The sequence below is a fragment of the Streptomyces roseirectus genome, from assembly GCF_014489635.1.
Lineage (GTDB): Bacteria > Actinomycetota > Actinomycetes > Streptomycetales > Streptomycetaceae > Streptomyces > Streptomyces roseirectus.
Genome location: NZ_CP060828.1, coordinates 1,982,649 through 2,004,121 on the forward strand (window position 1 = coordinate 1,982,649; position 21,473 = coordinate 2,004,121).

Consider the following 21,473-nt stretch of genomic DNA (forward strand, 5'->3'; position numbering starts at 1 on the left):
TACCCGGGTACTGCTCCCCCACCCGATTGAGTCCCTGGGTGCCGTCCCCGCCGCACCCCCCGCTCCTAGCGTGGACCGCGTGGCCGAATCCGGCCCCGACCTCCGTCTTCTCCTGGTGGGAGTACTTCCGTGGCCACGTTCCTCTACCGCCTGGGCCGGCTGGCGTTCCGGCGCGGACGGCTGTTCCTGACGGCGTGGATCGTCGTCCTCCTGGCGGTCGGGGCGGGCGCGCTGGGCGCGTCCGGGAAGACGACGGACGACTTCACGCTGCCGGGCACACAGTCGCAGGCGGCGATCGACCTGCTGGGGAAGGAGTTCCCGCAGGCGTCGGCATCGGGCGCGACCGCGCGCGTCGTGTTCGAGGCGCCGGCCGGGCAGCGGCTCACCTCGGCGGCGCACCGGGCCGAGATCGCCTCCCTGGTCGCCGAGTTGAAGAAGGCCCCGCAGGTCTCGAACGTGTCGGAGCCGTTCGCGGCGGACCAGGTCAGCCGCGACGGCACGATCGCGTACGCGCAGGTGACGTACACCGCGCCCAAGGCCGACCTGTCGAAGGCGGCCTCGCGGGCGCTGGACGACGTGGCCGCCGCGGGCGAGAAAGCGGGCCTGAAGGTCAGCCTGGGCGGCAACGCCGTGCAGGAGAAGGCGGCGAGCAAGGCGGCGGAGCTGATCGGGCTGGTCGTCGCCGCGCTGGCCCTGGTCGTCACGTTCGGCTCGCTGATCGCCGCCGGACTCCCGCTGCTGACGGCCGTGTTCGGGGTCGGCGTGGCCATCCTGTGCATCACGCTGGCGACCGCGTTCGTCGACATGGCGTCCGCGTCGTCGACACTCGCGCTGATGCTGGGCCTGGCCGTGGCGATCGACTACGCGCTGTTCATCGTCTCCCGGTACCGCAGCGAGCTGCGGGACGGGCGCGAGCCGGAGGAGGCGGCCGGGCGGGCGCTGGGGACGGCCGGGTCGGCGGTCGTCTTCGCCGGGCTGACGGTGATCATCGCGCTGGCCGGGCTGAGCGTGATCGGCATCAAGATGCTGACCAGCATGGGGCTGGCCGCCGCGTTCGCCGTCGCCGTCGCCGTCCTGATCGCGCTGACGCTGCTGCCGGCGGTGCTGGGGTTCGCCGGGACGCGGATCATGAAGGGGAAGCTGACCAGCGCGCGGCACCGGGCGGAGGAGCGCGGTGAGCGGGAGGCGATGGGCGTGCGCTGGGGACGGTTCGTGACCCGTAACCCGGTGAAGATGCTGGTCGTCTCGGTGCTGGGCCTGCTGGTGCTGGCGCTCCCGATGAAGGACCTGCGGCTGACGCTGCCCGACGACAGCATGGCCTCGCCGGGCACGACGCAGCGGACCTCGTACGACACGCTCAGCAAGGGGTTCGGTCCCGGTTTCAACGGGCCGCTGACCGTCGTCGTCGACGCGCGCGGCAGTGACGACCCGAAGCGGGCGGCGGCGGACGCGTTCACCCTGCTCCAGGGGCTCGACGACGTCGTCAGCGTGCGCCCGGCCGCCTTCAACCAGGCCGGTGACGTCGCCCTGCTCGGCGCGGTCCCGAAGTCCTCGCCGAGCAGTGCGGCGACGAAGGAGCTGGTGGGCGACATCCGCGAGCACAGCGCCGAGCTGAAGCGGGAGACCGGTGCGGTGCTGATGGTGACCGGTACGACGGCCGTGAACATCGACGTGTCGCAGAAGCTGGGCGACGCGATGGTGCCGTACCTCGCGATCGTCGTCGGGCTCGCGCTGATCCTCCTGCTGCTGGTGTTCCGCTCGGTGCTGGTCCCGCTGAAGGCGGCGGCCGGGTTCCTGCTGAGCGTCGTCGCGACGCTGGGCGTGCTGGTCGCCGTGTTCCAGTGGGGGTGGCTGAAGGACCTGTTCGGCGTCGAGCAGACCGCGCCGATCGTGAGCATCCTGCCGATCCTGCTGATCGGCGTGGTGTTCGGGCTCGCGATGGACTACGAGGTGTTCCTCGTGACGCGGATGCGGGAGGAGTACGTGCACGGGGCGGAGCCGGTGGAGGCGGTCGTCGCGGGGTTCCGGCACGGGGCGCGGGTGGTCACGGCCGCCGCGGTCATCATGATCTCCGTGTTCGCCGGGTTCCTCCTCGACGACACCGCGCTGGTGAAGTCCATCGGTCTCGGCCTCGCCTCCGCTGTCCTGTTCGACGCGTTCGTCGTGCGGATGACGATCGTCCCGGCGGTGATGGCGCTGATCGGCCGCAGGGCGTGGGCGCTGCCGGGGTGGCTCGACCGGGTGCTGCCGAACGTGGACGTCGAGGGCGAGAAGCTGCGGCACGTCCTCGACGAGCGGCCCGAGCCGGTGCCCGCACGGCAGGGCTGACCAGGGATGTCACCTCCCGCGCCGTAGAGTCGTACGGCATTCCTCCCGGCGAAGGACGAAGGGCGGCTCCGTGACCACAGGGCCCGGCATCCGTGAGCGGCCCCGGCTGCCCGAGTCGCTGGCCGACGACCCGGACCAGAAGGTGATCATCCCGATCATCAACCGGCTCGGGGCGTGGCGGACGGCGGACCTGGCGCACCCGTGGGTGCGGCGGTGCGCGGTGCCCGCGTTGTGCGCGCTGCTGGGGGTGCCGTCGATCGTGAACCCGGCGAACGACGCGCCCTGGTGGATCCACGTGCTCCTGATGACGGCGTTCTGCGTCCCGCTGCTGTGGCGGGAGAGCCGGCCCGCGACGGTGTTCGCGTTCACCACCGGGGTGTCGGCGCTCTCGCAGGCGCTCGTGGTGTTCAACGGCGCGGACGCCGCGCGGGCCGTCGCCCTCTACAGCGTCGGCCGGCACGGCACACCCCGGCAACTGGTCGTCGCGGTGAGCGTGACGATGCTCCAACTCCTCGCGTGGGCCGCTGTGTTCTGGACGTCCGGGCAGCTGGAGTACGTGTCACGGCCCGAGGTGGCGGCGCTCCTGGCGATGGCGGCGATGGCCGCGTTCGCCGGTCTCGGGCTCGCCGGGCGGCTCGTCAACACCGTGATCGCCGCCCTGCAGAAGGAGCGCGACCAGCAGGCGCAGCTCGCCGCCGCCGCCGAACGGGCCCGGGTGGCGCGGGAGATGCACGACATCCTCGGCCACACCCTCGCCGTCATCGTCGGCCTCGCGGACGGCGCCGCCGCGCTCGCCGCGACCAGGCCCGAGCGGGGTGCCGAGACATTACGGATCATCGGCGAGAGCGGGCGCGACGCGCTCGGCGAGCTGCGGCGGCTGCTCGCCGTCGTCGACGTGGACGGCGCACCGCGCGGCGAGGCGCCGCTCGCGCCGCAGCCGGGGGCACGCGATCTGGACGCCCTGCTGGACCGGGTCCGGGCCGCCGGGCCCAGTGCCCGGCTGCGCACCGAGGGTCAACTGGACGCGCTGTCACCGGGGTTGCAGCTCGCCGTCTACCGCATCGTGCAGGAAGCGCTCACCAACACGCTCAAGCACGCGGCGCCGGACACGGACGTCTCCGTCACCGTCACGGCCGGTGCGGACGCCGTTCTCGTCGCCGTCGAGGACACCGGGCCGTCGCTGGCCGGGGCGTCGCGCGGGCGGGCCGGACAGGGGCTCGTCGGGATGCGGGAGCGTGCCGCCCTCTACCAGGGCGAGGTCACCGCGGGGCCCAACTCCCGTGGTGGCTGGGCCGTTCGGGCCCGGCTGCTGCCCACCACCACTCACCCGGAGAACCACCACCCATGACCACCGTGCTCATCGTCGACGACCAGGCCCTCCAACGCCTCGGTTTCCGCATGCTGTTGGAGGCGCAGCCCGATCTCAGCGTCGCCGGCGAGGCGTCCGGCGGCAGCGAGGCCGTCCGCCTCACGGCCGAACTGCGGCCCGACGTCGTCCTCATGGACGTCCGGATGCCCGGCATGGACGGCATCGAGGCGACCCGCCGCATCGTCGGGTCCGGGGGGCGGTCCCGGGTGCTGGTGCTGACCACCTTCGACCTCGACGAGTACGCGTACGACGCGTTGCGCGCCGGGGCCAGCGGGTTCTTCCTCAAGGACGTGCGGCCCGAGGAACTGGTCGTCGGGATCCGGGCCGTCGCCGCCGGGGACTCCGTCATCTCCCCCGGCCTGACCCGCAAGCTGATCGACGCGTTCACCACGCGGATGCCGCGGGTCGGGGCCGGGGAGGACCGCCGGCTCGGTGAACTCACCGAGCGGGAGCGGGAGGTGCTGACCGCCGTCGCCTCCGGCTGGACCAACGGGGAGATCGCCGAGCGGCTGCACCTCGCGGAATCGACCGTGAAGTCGCATGTCAGTCGGGTGATGGCGAAGATCGGGGCGAGGGATCGGGTGCAGGCGGTGATTTTTGCGTATGACGTGGGGTTGGTGCGGCCGGCGTGAGGGGGGGGCGGCGTGTGGGGGGGGTAGGGCGCGTGAGGGGGCGGGGCGGCTCGTGAGGGGGAGCGGGGCGTGTGAGGTGTGGGGCGTGTGAGGTGTGGGCCGCCATGGCAGTGCCGCCCGCGTGGCAGCGCCGGTCGCGTGACGGTGGCGGTGGCTGTGCCGGTCAGGTGGTGAGCGGGAACACCAGGCAACTGCTCGTCGCGTGGGCGAGTTTGCGGTCGGCCTCGTCCAGCAGGACGGCCTCGGCGAGTGCCGTCGTCCGGCCCGCGTGCAGCACGGTGCCGATCGCCCGTACCCGGCCCGTCTCCGTCGTGATCCGCCGCAGGAACTTCACGTTCAGGTCCAGCGAGGTGTAGCCCGTCGCCGGCGGGAGTACCGACTGCACCGCGCAGCCGGCCGCCGAGTCGAGGAGCGTCGCGTACACGCCCCCGTGCACGCTGCCGATCGGGTTGTAGTGCTCCTCCCCCGGGACCAGTGAGAAGACGACCCGGCCCTCCTCGACCTCGTCCAGCCGGAAGTCGAGGGTGGCGGATATCGGGGCGGCGGGAACGGTGCCGGCCTGGATGCTCCGGAGGAAGTCGAGCCCGCTGCCCTTGCCGACGGCGGCCGCCGTGATCGCCGGGTCTCCCCATTCGTACGTTCTGCTGCGTCCCATGCGGCGACCGTAGCAGGGGTGTTCACGCGCCCGGGGCCGGTCCGCTCACGGGCTCCGTCCACACCCCGAACCACTGCTCGGCCCCGAACTCCTCGAACCGCGACACCTCGCTGAACCCCAGCCGCCGCGCAAGCCGCAGGGAGCGGACGCACATGCCCCGACCGCTCGGCCCCACGCCGATCCAGGGACACCGTCCCGACCATCACCCCGTCGAGTTCGACGACGAAGCACCCAGCCCGCTGACCGGGCACAGCCGGCCCGCCCCTCTCGAGCTCCCCCCGATCCCGAGGCCCCCCGAGATACGCCTGCACCTCACCCGACGCCAACAACTCAACGAACACCCCCCGATCCCGCCCCTCCGACTCCCGCAACACCAACCGCTCAGTCCTGACAGGAGCAGGCGGCCAAACAACGGATCCAAGCCCAGTAGTCATACCGTCCAACTTATAAGCGCCCCCCACACGAGAACCGCCCCCATCACCCCGCCCGCAACACGAAGCACCGAACCCCGCCGACCCCCAGGTCGTACCAGGCGCCCTCGCCCCACCCTTCCGTGAACTCGGCCACCTCCTCCGCACTGACCCCGATCCCCCGCCGCTCCGGCACCAGCCGCTCGGCCAGGGAGGTCGTCACCACCCACGCCCCGCCGGGCGCGAGGAGCCGCCTCACCCGTTCCCCGACGGCTCGCTTGTCCGGCAGGAAGGCGAGTACGAGGCGCATGGTCACCAGGTGGAACGCGCCGGGCGGCAGCTCGCGGGCGACCGCGTCCGCGTCGGCGAAGTCCAACCGCCGTACCCGCAAGCGGGGTTGGAGGTCCGTGTACCGGTCGCGGGTGGCGGCGACGGCGGATTCGGCCCAGTCGACGGCCAGGGTGTCCCATCCGAGAGCGGCGAGGCAGGCGGCGTAGTTCGGAGGGGTCGGGGAGCAGGAATCCGTCGCCGGCGGCGAAGCGGGTCTCCCAGGCGGCGAGGGTTCCTCCCGGCACCCCTCACACCCCCCGCAACAGTCGGTTGATCGCTCGGCCGAAGATGGAGCGGGCCGCCGTCCGCAATGCTGGATCGAAGGCGTTCGGCAGGAAGCGCACCGCCAGTTCCTCCCGCCACACGACGTGGGCGCGACCGCCGGGGCCTGTTCCCACCTCGATCTCGGCCCGGCCGAGGACGACGCGACCGCGTTTTTCCAGGCGGCAGAGGCCGGGGGTGGTGGGGGACGGGGGGTGCCAGAGGGTCACCTCCATGCGGTCGTCGAAGGAGAGGGGGCCGAGGCCGGTGCGGGCGACGAAGACCGTGCCCTCGGTGGTGGGGGCGGGGGTGAGGACGGTGACCCGGGTGAGGGGGACGACGTCCCCGTGCCGGTGCCAGGCGGTGAGCCGGTTCCAGGCTTCCTCGGGCGGCAGCGGAACCGTGCGGTGGAGCTCGAAGGTGACCACGGCCCGATCGTAGGACGCACCGGTGTCGGAGTAACGCGGCGATCAAGGCCGACATCCCTCTACCATCACCGCAGAGCCGGGCAATCCGCCCGCGTCACGGGGGAGTTGATCACCCATGCCATTGAAGACCTATGGCGTCCTGATCGCCCGTGCGGTGGACACCCGCCGCGAGGGCGCCACGGACACCCCGCACTACCAGATCCACCTGAGGGACGAGACCGGCACGAACTACCGCGCCTCCGTGAACGTCCTCTCCCAGGAGCGCCCGTCGGAGCTGCTGTACCTGGTCGACGACGACTTCACGCACCCGGTCACCGCCCGTCTGACGGGCCTGACCCCGGGCTGGACCAAGCTCCCGGCGGGCCCCGGCGGCCCGAACCTGGACTTCATCAGGGGCAACCTGTTCGACCCGGCGAAACTGCGGACGCTCCCGCCGGAGGTGAGCGGCCCGGACAACGACCTGGCCGACCTGCTGGACCACTACGTGCGCCGGGCGGTGGCCGCCCCCGAGGCCCGGCTGCACGTCTTCGGCGAGCGCTGGGGCCCCGAGACCGGCGTCCGGGACAAGGTGTTCGGCTTCCTCCCCGGCAACGGCGTCCACGACGTCCACATGAACCAGGGCAACAGCGCCCGTTTCCGCAAGGACGACGGCGTCTGGCAGGACGGCGGCCTGCTGATCCACTTCCCCGGCGAGAACCGCTGGGTCGCGATCTTCCTGGCGTTCCAGAGCCAGGCGTGGCACACGGACGACGTGACGGGGCACGCCCTGACCGACACGGACGGCAGCCGCCCGAAGCCCGGCACCGAGCCGGTCCGCGTCCTGACGGCCCTGGTCAACCCGCGCGGCCCGGCCCCCGAGGCGGAGCGGGTCACGCTCCTGAACGCCTCCCCGGACACCCGCGACCTGACGGGCTGGTCCCTGGTGGACCGGGCGGGCAACAACACCCCTGTGCCGCCGGGCGAGTTGGCGGCGGGCGCCATCCTGCCGGTACCGCTGGCGGGCGGCGCCCAACTCCCCAACAACGGCGGCGAGATCACCCTCCTGGACGCCAAGGGCCTGAAGGTGCACGGGGTTTCGTACACCGCGGCGCAGGCGGGCCAGGAGGGCTGGACGATCACGTTCTAAGCATTCACTGGCGGTAGAACGTCGCGTCGGCGCGGTCCGTCGCCGTGCCGGGCGCCTGCGTATACAGCAGGTAGTCGTAGTGCCGGAGGTACCGGCCGGGCGTTCCGTACGACTCGTACGACACCCCGGCCGCGTCCGCGAGCCCGGCCCGGCCGAAGAAGCTCGCGCCGGCCGCGAACGCGGCCGTCCCGTCGTTCTTCTCCACCCGCACCTCGCCCGCGCTGGTCGAACGCAGGTAGTAGCCGGGGAAGTTGGCGGACTCCAGGGACACCGTCCCGCTGCCCGCGAGCCCGGTCACCGTGCGGAACTGCGAGTCGGCGAGCGGGGAGACGTTCGCGTCGATGCGGGCCCGGTAGTCGTAGTGGCGGACGAACCGGTCGGGGTAGTTGTACGAGGACAGGCGGTGCGGGGTGACCCCGTCGGCCACCGGGATCCCGAAGTCGGGGGTGCCGTCGGCCTTCCAGTAGACCTTCTGCACGCGGGTGCGGCGGTTGGGGTCGTTCAGCGGGTCGCCGGTGATGTCCTTGTAGCTGCGGTCGTGGTAGACGAGGATGTCCGACCGGCCGTCCTCGGAGACGGTGAACGAGTTGTGGCCGGGCCCGTACTGCGAGGTCGCGGCGCTGCTCTGGAAGACGGGGGTCGAACTCTTCGTCCAGGAGGCCGGGTTGGTGAGGTCGGCGGTCGCGGACGCGGTGAGCATCCCCATGCAGTAGTTGGCGTCGGTGGCGCTCGCCGAGTACGTCATGAAGACCTTGCCGCCGTGCTGGATCAGCGCGGGACCCTCGTTCACCTTGAACCCGATGGTCTCCCAGGGCAGCGTGGGCTGCGAGAGTTCGGCCGGGGTGCCCTGGATCGTCCAGGGGTTGGCCATCTTCGCGATGAACAGGCTGGTGTTGTTGTCCTCGGCGGGGTTGCGCTGCGCCCAGGAGAGGTAGCGCACACCGTTCACGACGAACGTCGTCGCGTCCAGGGAGAACGTCTCCCACGTGGTCTTGATCTGGCCCTTCTCGGTCCAGGTCGCGGTCAGCGGGTTCGCGCCGGTGCCCTCCAGGACGTACATCCGGATCGCCCAGATGTCGTCGGTGGCTCCGGCCGCGAAGTACACGTACCACTTGCCGTCGATGAAGTGGATCTCCGGCGCCCAGATGTGCGCGCCCATGACCCCGCTCGCGTGCTTGGTCCAGATGGTGACCTCGGGGGCCGCCGCGAGGCCCTGGATGGTCGTCGCGCGGCGCAGCACGATGCGGTCGTAGGCGGGGACGGTCGCGGTGAAGTAGTAGTAGCCGTCCGTGTGTTTGAAGATGTGCGGGTCGGCCCGCTGTTCGGCGATCGGGTTGGTGTAGGTCACGGCGGGCGACTCCGGCGCGGCGGCCTGGGCGGGGGCGGGGCCGGTGAACACCCCGGCCAGGGCGAGGAGTACGGCCGTCAGCAGCCGTACGGCGTTACGTCTCAAGGGAGTTCTCCAGGAAGGGGTCAGGCGGCGGGCACGAGGCGCCACTGCCGGCAGGTGTTGTTCAGCCACGTCCACTGCCGGACGTTCGCCCCGTCGGCGTTCGAACCGCCGCTGACGTCGAGGCACTTGCCGCTGTCGCGGTCGACCAGCGTGCAGGCGGTGGGGGTGTTGGCGCTCTCGCCGGAGGGGCCGGGGAGGGTCGGGCCGGTGGCGACGGGGGTGCCGAAGTCCGGGGTGCCGTCGGCGTTCCAGGTGAACTTCTGGGCCCGCGTGGTCCGTCCGTTGCCACAGCCGCCGGACGAGGAGGAGGCGCTGAGCGGGTCGGCGCCGGCGCTCTCCAGGACGTGCGCGGTGGCGGCCGGCAGGCCGAGCAGCGTCAGTACGCGGACCAGAAGGTTCCGGCCGCGATACATCCGAGGCATACAGGACCGTCCCTTGTCCGTAATTTCGAACGTAGTTCGTAACTTCGGCCAGAACATAAAGGTCCGGCATGATCCCGTCAATGATTTCGACTTCGGAAACCGGTCGGTCTACAGCGATGTGCGTCCGGTTCGGACCGTGACCCACCCCGCATTAACCTCTCCCCATGACCACCACGGACAAGCCCGACACCCGGGACCGCCTCCTGGCCGCCGCCGCCGACCTCTCCTACCGACAGGGCGTCGGGATCGGCGTGGAAGCCCTCTGCAAGGCCGCGGGTGTGTCCAAGCGCTCCATGTACCAACTCTTCGCCAGCAAGGACGAGTTGCTGGCGGCGAGCCTTCAGTCGAGGGCAGCGGCCTACACAGCCCACCTCCTGCCCCCGGCGGACACCGAGGACACCCCGCGCGACCGCATCCTCCACATCTTCACCCAGGTACAGACCCACGCCTCCGCCCCCGACTACAAGGGCTGCCCCTTCCTCGCCGTCCAGGTCGAACTCAAATCCGCCGACCACCCCGCGAGCAAGGTCGCCCACACCGTCAAGGAAAACCTCCGGAAGTACTTCAGGGCCGAGGCGCAAAAAGGCGGAGCCCCGGACCCCGACCTCCTCTCCCGCCAGCTCATCCTGATCTTCGACGGCGCGAGCGCGAGGGCGGGAATCGGCGCGGACGATCTGACGGGCCTCCTCCACCCCCTGGTGGAAACGCTGCTGGAGAAGGCGGGCCTGTGAGGCTGCGCCGCGTTCAGGTGCGGGAGCGTCGTGGCTGATCGCGCAGTTCCCCGCGCCCCTAAAAAGGCGGGCTGCTGTGGTCTTTTGTCTGCGGAAGGAAGCGCGGGGCCCTGCCGACATACGGCTCACCGACTTCAGGGGCGCGGGGCTGTATTCGATATGCGGCTCCGCCGCGTGGGCGCGACCAGCCACAACAGACCCGCAGCCGCCGAACTCAGCGCATGACCCGAGCTCTTGGGCGAACCGGCACCCCCGACGGAGGCTCATGGTGGATGGGCGTGTGAGCCCCGGTAAGTGACACCCCGCTCCCGCCCCTGCGTTCCGCGATGATCTCCGCGGCGATGGAGAGGGCCGTCTCCTCGGGGGTACGCGCGCCGAGGTCGAGCCCGATCGGGGAGTGGAGGCGGGACAACTCCGGTTCGGTCACGCCGACTTCACGGAGGCGGGTCAACCGGTCGAGGTGGGTCCGGCGGGAGCCCATCGCCCCGACGTACCCGACAGGCAACCGCAGGGCGAGCCGAAGCAACGGCACGTCGAACTTCGCGTCGTGCGTGAGAACGCACAGGACAGTCCGGCCGTCCACCTCGGTGCGGGCCAGGTACTCGTGGGGCCAGGAGACAACGACCTCGTCGGCTTCCGGGAAGCGTTCCCGCGTCGTGAAGACGGGCCGCGCGTCGCACACCGTGACGTGGTACCCGAGGAACTTCCCGACCCGCACGAGCGCCGACGCGAAGTCGATCGCCCCGAACACGATCATCCGGGGCGCCGGCACGGACGACTCGACCAGCAACGTCAACGGCACAGCGCACCGCAACACCTCCAGCGTCCCGGTCCGCCCGGCATCGAGAAACGCCCGCACCTCGGCGACGACCGCCCGGTCAAGCGCGCCCCCAGCGGCACCGAGAGACCCCTCCCAGCCCCCGTCCCCGCGCACCACCAGCGCCCGCCCCACCACCTCGGACGGCCCCCGCACCACCCGCGCCAGCGCCAAACACTCCCCCGCAGCCACCGCCCGCACCGCCCCCACCTCGACCCCCCGCACCGGCGTCACCAGCACATCGATGACACCCCCGCAGGTCAGCCCCACGGCGAACGCGTCGTCGTCGCTGTACCCGAACCGCTCGACAACCGCCGAACCACTGCGCAGCGCCTCCCGGCACAGCTCGTACACGGCCCCCTCGACGCACCCCCCGGACACGGACCCGACAGCGACCCCGTCGGCGTCGACGGCGAGCGCGGCGCCCGGCATCCGGGGCGCGCTCCCGCTGACGGCGACGACGGTCGCGACGGCGAAGTCCCGCCCCTCCTCCGCCCAGCGGCTCAGCTCCCCGGCGATGTCGAGCATCACGCCGTCCCGGTGAGGTGTTCCGGCCGGACCGGCGTCCGGTTCAGCTCAAGCCCCGTGGCCGCGCGCACGGCCGCGAGGACGGCGGGCGTCGAGGACAGGGTCGGCGCCTCCCCCACCCCCCGCAGCCCGTACGGCGCGTGCTCGTCGGCGAGTTCGAGCACGTCGACGGGGATGGTCGGGGTGTCGAGGATCGTCGGGATCAGGTAGTCCGTGAAGGAGGGGTTGCGCACCTTCGCCGTCACGGGGTCGACGACGATCTCCTCCATGACGGCGATCCCGAGCCCCTGCGCGGTACCGCCCTGGATCTGCCCGACGACGGACAGCGGGTTGAGCGCCTTGCCCACGTCCTGCGCGCAGGCCAGCTCGATCACCTTGACGAGCCCCAGCTCGGTGTCGACCTCGACGACGGCCCGGTGCGCGGCGAAGCTGTACTGGACGTGCCCGTCGCCCTGCCCGGTGCGCAGGTCGAACGGGACGGTGGGCCGGTGGCGCCACTCCCGTTCCAGTTCGACGGCCTCGTCCCCGAGGACGTCGACGAGGTCGGCCAGCACCTCGCCGCCGTCGGTGACGACCTTGCCCCCTTCGAGCAGCAGCTCGGCGTGGGCCCAGGCGGGGTGGTACGACCCGAACCTGCGCCGCCCGAGCTCCAGCACCCGTTCCCTGACCAACTCGCAGGCGTGCTTGATCGCCCCGCCGGTGACGTACGTCTGCCGGGACGCGGACGTCGAACCGGCGCTGCCGACCCTCGTGTCGGCGGGATGGATGGTCACCTGCGAGACGCCCAGCTCGGTCCGGGCGATCTGCGCATGTACAGTCACCCCGCCCTGCCCGACCTCGGCCATGGCGGTGTGGACGAGGGCGACCGCCTCTCCCCCTACGACTTCGAGGCGGACACGAGCGGTTGAGTAGTCGTCAAAACCCTCCGAGAACCCGACGTTCTTGATGCCGACCGCGTACCCGACCCCGCGCACGACCCCTTCGCCGTGCGTCGTGTTGGACAGTCCGCCGGGCAGCTGCCGTACGTCGACGCCCTCGCTGCTCTCCCACTGCCGCTCCGGCGGCATCGGCAACGCCTTGACACGGCGCAGGAGTTCGGCGACCGGCGCCGGGGAGTCGACGACCTGCCCGGTGGGCAGCCGCGAGCCCTGTTCCATCGCGTTGAGGCGCCGGAACTCGACGGGGTCCATGCCGAGTTCGGCGGCGACCTTGTCCATCTGGGCCTCGTACGCGAAGCACGCCTGCACCGCCCCGAAGCCGCGCATCGCGCCGCAGGGCGGGTTGTTGGTGTAGAGGGCGAGCGCTTCGATCTCGACGTCGTCGACGACGTAGGGCCCGACCCCGAGGGAGGCCGCGTTGCCGACGACGGCGGGGCTCGCGGAGGCGTACGCGCCGCCGTCGAGGACGATCCGGGCCCTGACGTGGGTGAGCTTGCCGTCGCGGGTCGCGCCGTGTTCGTACGTCAGCCGCGCGGGGTGGCGGTGGACGTGCCCGAAGAAGGACTCGAAGCGGTTGTAGACCATCTTGACCGGCTTGCCGGTGCGCAGGGCGAGCAGGCAGGCGTGGATCTGCATCGACAGGTCCTCGCGCCCGCCGAAGGCGCCGCCGACGCCCGCGAGGGTCATCCGGACCTTCTCCGGCGGCAGCCCGAGGACGGGCGCCATCTGGCGGAGGTCGGAGTGGAGCCACTGGGTGGCGATGTAGAGGTGGACGCCGCCGTCCTCCTCGGGCACGGCGAGCCCGGACTCGGGGCCGAGGAACGCCTGGTCCTGCATGCCGAAGACGTACTCGCCGGTGACGACGACGTCGGCCCGCCGGGCGGCCTCGGCGGCGTCGCCCCGGACGATCGGCTGCCGGTGCAGCACGTTCGGATGAGGTACGTGTCCGGCGTGGTGGTCCGTACGGTTCTCGTGCACCAGCACCGCGTCCGGCGCGGTCGCGGACGACTCGTCGGTGACGACGGGGAGTTCGCGGTACTCGACGCGGATCTTCGCGGCGGCGCGGCGCGCGGTCTCGGGGTGGTCGGCGGCGACGAGGGCGACGGGTTCGCCGTGGTGGCGGACCTTGCCGTGGGCGAGGACGGGGGTGTCCTGGACCTCCAGGCCGTAGTGGCGGACGTCGGTGGGCAGGTCGTCGTAGGTCAGGACGGCGTGCACGCCGGGCAGGGCCAGCGCTTCGGAGACGTCGAGGGAGACGATGTCCGCGTGGGCCACCGGGGAGCGCAGGAGCTGGCCCCAGAGCATGTCCTCGTGCCACATGTCCGAGGAGTAGGCGAACTCGCCGGTGACCTTGAGGGTGCCGTCCGGGCGGAGGGTCGATTCGCCGACGCCGCCCTTGGTGGGGGTGCCCTGGGTGAGTCCGGCGGGGGTCGTGCGGGGCATGGTCACTCTCCCTGCCGGGCCGCCGCGAGGCGTACGGCGTCCATGATCTTCTCGTAGCCGGTGCAGCGGCACAGGTTGCCGGACAGCGCCTCGCGGATGTCGGCGTCGGAGGGGCTGGGGTTGTGCTGGAGCATCTCGTCGGCGGCGACCAGGAGCCCCGGCGTGCAGAAGCCGCACTGGACGGCGCCGGCGTCGATGAACGCCTGCTGGATCGGGGCGAGTTCACCCTCGCGGGAGGCGAGTCCTTCGACGGTGACGACGTCCCGGCCCTCGGCCTGTCCCGCCGCGACCAGACAGGCGCAGACGGGGACGCCGTCGAGGCGGACCGTGCAGGATCCGCACTCGCCCTGTTCGCAGGCGTTCTTGGAGCCCGGCAGTCCGAGCCGTTCACGCAGGACGTAGAGCAGGGACTCGCCCTCCCAGACGTCGTCGGCCTGCTGCGGCCGTCCGTTGACGGTGAGGTTGACGCGCATCACGCGACGCCCCCTTTCCGAAGAGAGGCCCGGTACGACTCCCAGGTCCAGGTCAGTGTGCGGCGGGCGAGGATGCCGACCGCGTGGCGGCGGTAGCTCGCGGTGCCGCGTACGTCGTCGATGGGGTTGCAGGCGGCGGCGCAGAGGTTCGCGAACTCCTTGGCCAGCGAGGGGGTGACGATCCGGCCGTCGTCCCAGAGGCCGTGCTCGTCCAGTGCGGCGGCGAGGAATTCCTCGGCGGCCTTGGCCCGGACGGGGGTCGGGGCGGCGGAGCCGATGCCGGTGCGCACGGTCCGGGTCTCGGGGTGCAGGGCGAGGCCGAAGGCGCAGACGGCGATGACCATCGCGTTGCGGGTGCCGACCTTGGCGTACTGCTGGGGGCCGTCCGCCTTCTTGACGTGCACGGCGCGGATCAGTTCGTCGGGGGCGAGGGCGTTGCGTTTGACGCCGGTGTAGAAGTCGTCGATGGGGATGCGGCGGCTGCCGCGCACCGACTCGACCTCGACCTCGGCTCCGGCGGCGAGGAGCGCGGGGTGGGCGTCCCCGGCCGGGGAGGCGGTGCCGAGGTTGCCGCCGACGCCACCCCGGTTGCGGATCTGCGGGGAGGCGACGGTGTGCGCGGCCAGGGCGAGGCCGGGCAGTTCGGTGCGCAGGTGCTCCATGATCCGCGTGTAGGGGACGGAGGCGCCGAGCCGTACGGAGTCCTCGCCGGTCTCCCACTCGTACAGGTCGCCGATGCGGGTCAGATCGAGCAGGTGTGTGGGGCGGCGGTGGTCGAAGTTGATCTCGACCATCACGTCGGTGCCGCCCGCGATGGGTACGGCGGTGGGGTGCTCGGCCTTCGCGGCAAGCGCCTCATCCCAGCCGGCGGGGCGAAGGAAGTCCATGACCGGGTCTCCCGTCCGGATCTTGCCGTGTTCAGGTGTTGTTCACGGGGTTCACGGCCAGTACACAAGCCGCCGCTCCGGCCGGGTCAGTCACCGAATCTCCGAAGGAGTTGGCTGGTCGCAGCGGTCATCTTGTAGATTCGTATGAACAGAAGACCACAGAAACCTCCCTGACTTCCCGCTGAAACACGGGGAAACACGGGAAGCGATTCCCGACCTCCATCGTAGATTTCGAGACACGGAAACGGCGGCGACGAACCATGCGGCTGCGCGCACTGCTGGACACCGACGCGCTGGGCCTCAGGCTGCTCGGCGGCGGGGACGAACTGGAACGAACCGTGCGCGGGGTCATGACGACCGACCTGCGCGACCCGAGCCGCTACCTCTCCGGCGGCGAACTGGTCCTCTCGGGGCTCGCCTGGCGCCGGGACGCCGCCGACTCGGAGCCGTTCGTCCGGCATCTCGTGCAGGCCGGGGTCGTCGCGCTCGCGGCGGGCACCGCCGAGTTCGGGGAGGTGCCGGAGGACCTGGTCGTGGCGTGCGCGAAGCACCGGCTGCCGCTGCTCCGGGTCGACGAGTCGGTGTCGTTCGCGGCGGTCACCGAGCACGTCGTGCGGCAGGTGTCGGGCGAGCGCGCCGGGGACCTCGCGGCGGTCGTCGACCGGCACCGGCGGATGATGACGGCCGGTCCCGCGGGCGGGGGCCCCGAGGTCGTCCTCGACCTGCTCGGCTCCGACCTGGACCTGCGGGCGTGGGTGCTGTCGCCGACCGGGCGGCTCGTCTCGGGCGCCAAGGGGGCCCCGCTGCCGCAGGAGGCGCGCACCCGGCTCGCGGCCGAACACCTCGCGGCGGCGCGCACCGGCCGGCGCGGGCCGCAGCGCGTGCAGGTCGGCGCGGTGACGTACTCCCTGTTCCCCGTCCGGGGCGGCGGGCGGCCCGCGCAGTCGCCGCGCGCGATCCGGGAGACGGCCCTCGCGGACTGGCTGCTGGCCGTCGAGGCGGACGCCGGGGACTGGCCCGACGAGCGCATGGACCTCCTGCACGGCGTCACCCAGCTGATCGCCGTCGAACGCGACCGCCGCGACGCGGCCCGCACGGTACGGCGCCGGCTCGCCCAGGAACTCCTCGAACTCGTCCAGACGGGCGCGGCCCCGCCGGAGATCGCCGCCCGCCTGCGGGTGGCGGCCCCCGTGCTGCTGCCGGGGGTGGGGGCCGCGCCGCACTGGCAGGTGGTGGTGGCCCGCGTGGAGTGGGCGGACCCGGGTGCGGGACGCGCGCCGGGCTCCGAGGCCGGTGCCGGGCGCGGCGAGTGGGGTGACGGGGACGGCGGGACCGGCGCCGTCGCGCAGGCCCTGCTGGAGGAGATCCTGGTCGGCCGGTTCACGGCCGGAGTCGAGCCCGCCGAGCGGATCGCCGTCGCGCACACCGGCGAGGAGGCGGTCGCGCTGGTGCCGCTGCCGTCGGTGTCGAGCGAGCACGACGGCTCGGAGGCCGGTGTCCTCGCGGACGCCCTCCTGGACGCCGTGCGCGAGCCGCTGGCCACCGGGCTCGACGGGGAGGGGCGGCTCACGCTGGGCGTCAGCGCGGCCGTCCACTCGGCGGAGGGGCTGCGCGGGGCGCTGGAGGAGGCGCGGCACGCCCGCCGGGTCGCGGCGGCGCGTCCGGGTCCGGTGTCGGCGGCCGGACACCAGGAGCTGGCCTCGCACGTCCTGCTGCTGCCGTTCGTCCCGGACGACGTGCGCCGCGCGTTCACCGCCCGGCTGCTGGACCCGCTGCGCGAGTACGACCGGCGCCACCGCGCCGAGCTGATCCCGACGCTGGAGGCGTTCCTCGACTGCGACGGCTCCTGGACGCGGTGCGCGTCCCGGCTCCACCTGCACGTCAACACACTGCGCTACCGGGTGGGCAGGATCGAGCAGTTGACGGGTCGTGACCTCGCGAAGCTGGAGGACAAGCTCGACTTCTTCCTGGCGCTGCGCATGAACTGACGCACGGCCGTCCAAACCCCGGCGCACCGACTTCCCCCGACTTTGTGAAATCCTTCACCCGCCCCCTTGGCCCCGTGCCAGGATCCGTGCTGAGATGCGGCCACCACTCACTCAACAGCTCGATGGCGTGCTCGGGGAGGGCAACGTGGCGCACACCGCCATGTCTGGTTACGGAACGACTCCTGGTGACGATCCCCTCCAGACCGCGGTGTGGCGGCTGCGGTCGCGCGCCTGCTGGGCCGACGCGGTGGCACTGCTGCCTCCCGATACGCCGTCCGGCTCGCTCCAGCGGGCCTCGCTCCTGGTCGAGCGGTGCCTCTACACGGAGCAGGGGTGGGCCGACGCGGAGGACGCGCTGCGGGCCGCCGAAGCGCTCGCCCACACGGACGCCGAGCGGGGCGCCGCCGCTTGTGAACGCGGGTACTTGGCCTACGCGTCCACGATCCACGGGGTGCGTGACCGCACGGACGAGGCGCGGGCCGCGCTCGGGCGCACCGCCGCGCTCGTCCCTCCGGGGAGTGCGCTGCGGGGGCTGCTCGACTACCGGCGCGGGCTGCTCGCCGAGAACCTGTCCCGCTCGCCGCAGTCCGCGCGGGCCGCGTACCGCCGGGCCCATGCGGCGGCCTCGGACGCGTCCGACACCCTTCTCCTGTCGTCCACGTGGCGCCATCTCGCCGGACTCGCCCTCCGCGAGGGCGAGTTGGCCGAGGCGCGGCACGGCTTCGCCGAATCCCTGCGGCTGCGGGAGGAGTTGGGGTACCTGGTGGGGACCGCCCCCGCGCTGGCCTCGCTGGCCGACGCGGAGACCGAGCCGGAGGCGTCACGGCTGCGGGAGGAGGCGCGGCGGTTGTTCCAGCTCCTGGGGGGCGTACCGACGTGGCTGGCCCGGCAGTTGGGGGCGGTGAAGGACGCGTCGTAGGTCGGGTGCGGGCGGGTGGGGGCCGATCGCGCAGTTCCCCGCGCCCCTAAAAGCAAAAGACGGCGGGGTGCCCCGGCGTTTTCAGGGGCGCGGGGAACTGCGCGACCAGCCACATCCAACCCGCACCCGGCACACCACCGAACCCCCTCCCCCCTACCCCGCGAAATGCTCACCCACCAGAACCCTCACCATCTCCAAGTCCCGCCCCACCAACGCGTCCACCAACCGCACATGTCCCACCGCGTCGGCCATGAGATCCCCCCGCCCCGGCAGCGCACGCCAGTGCAAGTCCTCGGCGATGCGGACGAGTTGACCGTTGCCGGCGTAGCCGAGGAGCGCGCCGTGGAAGGCGCGGTCGGCCTCGGCATAGGTGGCCCGGCAGCCGGAGGCCGCCGCGTGGACGCCCGCGTCGGCCAACGGCCGCAGATCGGCCCAGCGTTCGGGGGAAACGGTCCGCGCGAGCCGGAGTATCACCGGCACTTCGATGAGCCCGCGTATCTCGGCCAGCTCGGCGAGCTCACGGGCCCCCCGCTCGACGACCCGGAACCCCCGGTTGGGGACGACTTCGACGGCCCCTTCGAGCGCGAGCTGCTGCATGGCCTCCCGCACGGGCGTCGCGGAGACCCCGAACCGCTCGCCGAGGACGGGCGCGGAGTACACCTCACCGGGCAGCAGCTCACCGGAGACCAGCGCGGTGCGCAACGCGTCGAGGATCTGCCCCCGGACGGAGGCCCGCTGGACGACGGGCCGGGGCGAGGGAATGGGCACCTCACTGTGGGTGTGCTCACCACGGGCGGAACCCTGAGACACGGCGTCCTGCGGAGCACCTTGCTGCGGCACCGTCGTCCGGCGTTCGGCGGCACACCCGTACGGCGCACCCCCCTGTAAGCGCGCGGCGGCGCTGCCGTACGACTCGGCGGAGCCCTGTGGGGCCTGGTTCACGAGGGTCTCCTCCGGGCTTGTCGGTACTTGGGGCCATTACGACCGGTTGTTACTCGTCCGTCAAGCACCTTAGGCCCACTGGCGGTCAGTTCAAATCCCAACGACCATGGATAAGGTTAGGCTTACCTACAAACCTCGTGGATCGGTGGCCCCGGCATGCCCACTCCCCCGCCCGTCACGCACGACGCCTACGCCCGCCTCACGGAGGTCTGCCCGAGCGTCACGGTGCGGCACGTCGGGGAGGGTGAGCCGGCGCCGTCGGGCGGCGGCTGGGTGTCGGCCGCGGGACTCGCCGAGGGCGGCGCCGAGCTGGCACGATTCCTCGCCTGGGACGACGCCCAGGTGCTGCGGGACCACGGGAAGAAGGGCCGCCCGGACGTGGTCGCGAGCTTCGGCCTGCACCGCTACTCCTGGCCGGCCTGTCTGCTGTTCACGATCCCCTGGTTCCTGCACCGCAGGGTCCCCCGCCTCCCCGTGACGCATGTCTCCTACGACCGCACCGACGGCATGCGCCTCGCGGTGCGTACGCCGGACTCGTTCGCGTGTCTGCCGGGCGACCCCGCGGCGGCGCACCCGGGCGCACGGGTCGTGCCGGACGAGGAGGCACTGCGGGCGGAGCTGCGGTCGGCCGTCGCCGAGCACCACGAGCCGCTGCTCGCCGGGTTCGGCCCCCGGATGCGGCGGCGGGGGCGGGCGCTGTGGGCGACGGTGACGGACGAGATCGTCGAGGGCGTCTGGTACGTCGCCGCGCTCCTCGGTGACGAGGAGAAGGAACGGGCCCGGCGCGAACTGGAGTTGCTGCTGCCGGGGGCGACGCGCCCGTACGTCGGGACGGCGGCGTTCCGTGAACTCACCGGCCCGGACGGTCAGGCGCTGCCGACGCGGGACCGGGCGAGCTGCTGCATGTACTACACGATCGACGCGGACGACCCCTGCGTGACCTGTCCGCGCACCTGTGACGCCGAGCGGATCGCCAAGCTCACGGCCGCCACGGCGAGTTGACGCCCCCTTGGTTCGGGGCGCGTCCGGTGCTGTCGTAAGATCATCGCCGAACGGGACAGCCGTACGGTCACAGGGGATTCACAATTTCCTCACGAGCCGCGGGAACTTTCCGTGGAACCATCCGTACGGGTAGTCTTGTTCGAACTCAACTCCCGCCGCTCAAGCAGCAGTTCGAGCAGAACGTCGCCGTGGGCATCCCCTTGCACCTCCTTGGCGGCCTCTTGTCCCGAAACCCCCTTGAGGGCCGGTGGGATTGGGCCACTATGGCGGGCGATACGCCCTATCCCAATGCAAGGGACTCCAGATGAGACTGACCGACATATCGCTGAACTGGCTGCTTCCGGGCGCCGTACTGCTCCTGGGCCTGCTGGCGGCGATTGCGGTGCTCGCGCGGAGCAAGCGGTCCGGCGGGGAGCATGCGAAGGACGACTCCTGGGAGCGCAGCGAGGAGCGGCGTAGGCGCAAGGAAGCGTTCTACGGCATGGCCTCCTACGCCCTGCTCTTCTGCTGCGCCGCCGTCGCCGCGGCGCTCTCCTACCGAGGGCTGGTCGGCTTCGGCCAAGAGAACCTCGGCCTCTCCAACGGGTGGGAGTACCTCGTCCCGCTCGGCCTCGACGGCGCGGCCATGTTCTGCTCGGTCCTCGCGGTCCGCGAGGCGAGCCACGGTGACGCGGCGCTCGGCTCCCGGATACTGGTGTGGACGTTCGCCGGTGCCGCCGCCTGGTTCAACTGGGTGCACGCACCCCGGGGCCTCGGTCACGACGGCGCCCCGCAGTTCTTCGCCGGGATGTCCCTGTCCGCCGCCGTCCTCTTCGACCGCGCGCTGAAGCAGACCCGCCGTTCCGCGCTGCGCGAGCAGGGTCTGGTGCCGCGTCCGCTGCCGCAGATCCGGGTCGTGCGCTGGATAAGGGCGCCGCGCGAGACGTACAAGGCGTGGTCGCTGATGCTCCTGGAGAACGTCCGCAGCCTCGACGAGGCGGTCGACGAGGTGCGCGACGACAAGGCGCGCAAGGAGGAGGCCAAGCGGCTGCGGCGTGAGCAGCAGCGCGTGGAGAAGGCCCAGCTCAAGGCGATCAGCCGGGGGCACCGGGGGTTTCCGGGGCGGGGTGGCCGGCCGATGGAGGCGCCGCCGGAGGTCGCTCTTGAGCGGGTCGGCGGCGGCACTTCGGAGCCTGCCATAGCGGCCTCCGCCGCGCCGGAGCAGCTTCCCGTCCGTCAGCGTCCCTCGCTCTCGCCCGTCCGTCCCGGGGCGGAGGCGCCCAGCGCCTCCGCCGCGTCCACGTCGACCGTCGACCTCACGGCCGAGGACGACACCATGGCGCTGCCCCGGCTGGACTCGCTGGAGCGCAAGCTCAAGGATCTGGAGCAGCAGTTCGGCTGAGCGAGGATCT

General features: G+C 72.1%; 18 protein-coding genes and 2 pseudogenes. 9 read left to right on the forward strand and 11 right to left on the reverse strand.

Annotated features, from left to right (window positions below; translation table 11 throughout):
- Positions 1-129: 129 nt before the first annotated feature.
- The 3 genes from IAG44_RS08100 (at position 130) to IAG44_RS08110 (ending at position 4,329) form a co-directional block, all read left to right on the forward strand.
- Positions 130-2,328 carry an MMPL family transporter gene (locus tag IAG44_RS08100; RefSeq protein ID WP_187746443.1) on the forward strand — a complete coding sequence of 733 codons (2,199 nt, stop codon included), beginning with the start codon at positions 130-132 and terminating at the stop codon, positions 2,326-2,328.
- 70 nt (positions 2,329-2,398) lie between these two features.
- Positions 2,399-3,676, forward strand: coding sequence for a sensor histidine kinase (locus IAG44_RS08105; protein ID WP_246561573.1), 1,278 nt, complete (start codon positions 2,399-2,401; stop codon positions 3,674-3,676).
- Positions 3,673-4,329 carry a response regulator gene (locus IAG44_RS08110; RefSeq protein ID WP_187746444.1) on the forward strand — a complete coding sequence of 219 codons (657 nt, stop codon included), beginning with the start codon at positions 3,673-3,675 and terminating at the stop codon, positions 4,327-4,329. The genes IAG44_RS08105 and IAG44_RS08110 overlap by 4 nt, the downstream gene beginning before the upstream one ends.
- A 163-nt stretch (positions 4,330-4,492) precedes the next feature.
- Here the strand turns inward: IAG44_RS08110 and IAG44_RS08115 are convergent, their stop codons facing one another.
- The 4 genes and pseudogenes from IAG44_RS08115 to IAG44_RS08130 all read right to left on the reverse strand — a co-directional run bounded on the left by IAG44_RS08115 (position 4,493) and on the right by IAG44_RS08130 (position 6,413).
- On the reverse strand, positions 4,493-4,984 hold the full coding sequence (locus IAG44_RS08115) for a PaaI family thioesterase (protein WP_187746445.1): 492 nt from the start codon (positions 4,982-4,984) through the stop codon (positions 4,493-4,495).
- 22 nt (positions 4,985-5,006) lie between these two features.
- Positions 5,007-5,418: pseudogene (locus IAG44_RS08120) on the reverse strand (GNAT family N-acetyltransferase).
- A gap of 43 nt (positions 5,419-5,461) precedes the next feature.
- Positions 5,462-6,043: a class I SAM-dependent methyltransferase gene (locus IAG44_RS08125; RefSeq protein ID WP_187752572.1), complete on the reverse strand. Its 582-nt coding sequence runs from the start codon at positions 6,041-6,043 to the stop codon at positions 5,462-5,464.
- A complete protein-coding gene (locus IAG44_RS08130; protein ID WP_187746446.1) occupies positions 5,973-6,413 on the reverse strand; it encodes an SRPBCC family protein in 441 nt (146 codons plus the stop codon). The genes IAG44_RS08125 and IAG44_RS08130 overlap by 71 nt, the downstream gene beginning before the upstream one ends.
- Before the next feature lie 115 nt (positions 6,414-6,528).
- Here IAG44_RS08130 and IAG44_RS08135 point away from each other — a divergent pair, with 115 nt between their 5' ends.
- A complete protein-coding gene (locus IAG44_RS08135) occupies positions 6,529-7,539 on the forward strand; it encodes a DUF2278 family protein (RefSeq protein ID WP_187746447.1) in 1,011 nt (336 codons plus the stop codon).
- 4 nt (positions 7,540-7,543) lie between these two features.
- On the opposite strand, the gene IAG44_RS08140 is transcribed toward IAG44_RS08135, so the two are convergent.
- A complete protein-coding gene (locus IAG44_RS08140; protein WP_187746448.1) occupies positions 7,544-8,992 on the reverse strand; it encodes a family 43 glycosylhydrolase in 1,449 nt (482 codons plus the stop codon).
- 35 nt (positions 8,993-9,027) lie between these two features.
- A pseudogene (locus IAG44_RS42935) lies at positions 9,028-9,297 on the reverse strand (RICIN domain-containing protein); the annotation flags it as partial.
- A gap of 281 nt (positions 9,298-9,578) precedes the next feature.
- Here IAG44_RS42935 and IAG44_RS08150 point away from each other — a divergent pair.
- Complete coding sequence (locus IAG44_RS08150; RefSeq protein WP_187746450.1) at positions 9,579-10,145, forward strand: TetR/AcrR family transcriptional regulator; 567 nt, start codon at positions 9,579-9,581, stop codon at positions 10,143-10,145.
- Between the two features lie 214 nt (positions 10,146-10,359).
- On the opposite strand, the gene IAG44_RS08155 is transcribed toward IAG44_RS08150, so the two are convergent.
- The 4 genes from IAG44_RS08155 to IAG44_RS08170 are packed head-to-tail and all read right to left on the reverse strand — an operon-like array spanning position 10,360 to position 15,231.
- Entirely contained in the window at positions 10,360-11,490 is a 1,131-nt protein-coding gene (locus tag IAG44_RS08155; protein ID WP_187746451.1) for an XdhC family protein, read from the reverse strand.
- Complete coding sequence (locus IAG44_RS08160) at positions 11,490-13,871, reverse strand: xanthine dehydrogenase family protein molybdopterin-binding subunit (protein ID WP_187746452.1); 2,382 nt, start codon at positions 13,869-13,871, stop codon at positions 11,490-11,492. Before IAG44_RS08160 ends, IAG44_RS08155 begins: the two co-directional genes overlap by 1 nt.
- 2 nt (positions 13,872-13,873) lie before the next feature.
- Positions 13,874-14,344 carry a (2Fe-2S)-binding protein gene (locus IAG44_RS08165; protein WP_187746453.1) on the reverse strand — a complete coding sequence of 157 codons (471 nt, stop codon included), beginning with the start codon at positions 14,342-14,344 and terminating at the stop codon, positions 13,874-13,876.
- A complete protein-coding gene (locus IAG44_RS08170; protein ID WP_187746454.1) occupies positions 14,344-15,231 on the reverse strand; it encodes an FAD binding domain-containing protein in 888 nt (295 codons plus the stop codon). The genes IAG44_RS08165 and IAG44_RS08170 overlap by 1 nt, the downstream gene beginning before the upstream one ends.
- A 260-nt stretch (positions 15,232-15,491) precedes the next feature.
- On the opposite strand from IAG44_RS08170, the gene IAG44_RS08175 reads away from it, so the two are divergent.
- On the forward strand, positions 15,492-17,219 hold the full coding sequence (locus tag IAG44_RS08175; RefSeq protein ID WP_187746455.1) for a PucR family transcriptional regulator: 1,728 nt from the start codon (positions 15,492-15,494) through the stop codon (positions 17,217-17,219).
- 145 nt (positions 17,220-17,364) lie between these two features.
- Positions 17,365-18,138, forward strand: coding sequence for a hypothetical protein (locus IAG44_RS08180; protein ID WP_187746456.1), 774 nt, complete (start codon positions 17,365-17,367; stop codon positions 18,136-18,138).
- 153 nt (positions 18,139-18,291) lie between these two features.
- Here IAG44_RS08180 and IAG44_RS08185 read toward each other — a convergent pair whose 3' ends face one another.
- A complete protein-coding gene (locus IAG44_RS08185) occupies positions 18,292-19,080 on the reverse strand; it encodes a GntR family transcriptional regulator (protein ID WP_187746457.1) in 789 nt (262 codons plus the stop codon).
- Positions 19,081-19,236: 156 nt separating this feature from the next.
- Between IAG44_RS08185 and IAG44_RS08190 the strand changes: the two genes are divergently transcribed.
- Complete coding sequence (locus IAG44_RS08190) at positions 19,237-20,082, forward strand: (2Fe-2S)-binding protein (RefSeq protein WP_187746458.1); 846 nt, start codon at positions 19,237-19,239, stop codon at positions 20,080-20,082.
- Between the two features lie 304 nt (positions 20,083-20,386).
- Positions 20,387-21,463: a DUF2637 domain-containing protein gene (locus IAG44_RS08195; RefSeq protein ID WP_187746459.1), complete on the forward strand. Its 1,077-nt coding sequence runs from the start codon at positions 20,387-20,389 to the stop codon at positions 21,461-21,463.
- The last annotated feature ends 10 nt before the right edge of the window (positions 21,464-21,473 follow it).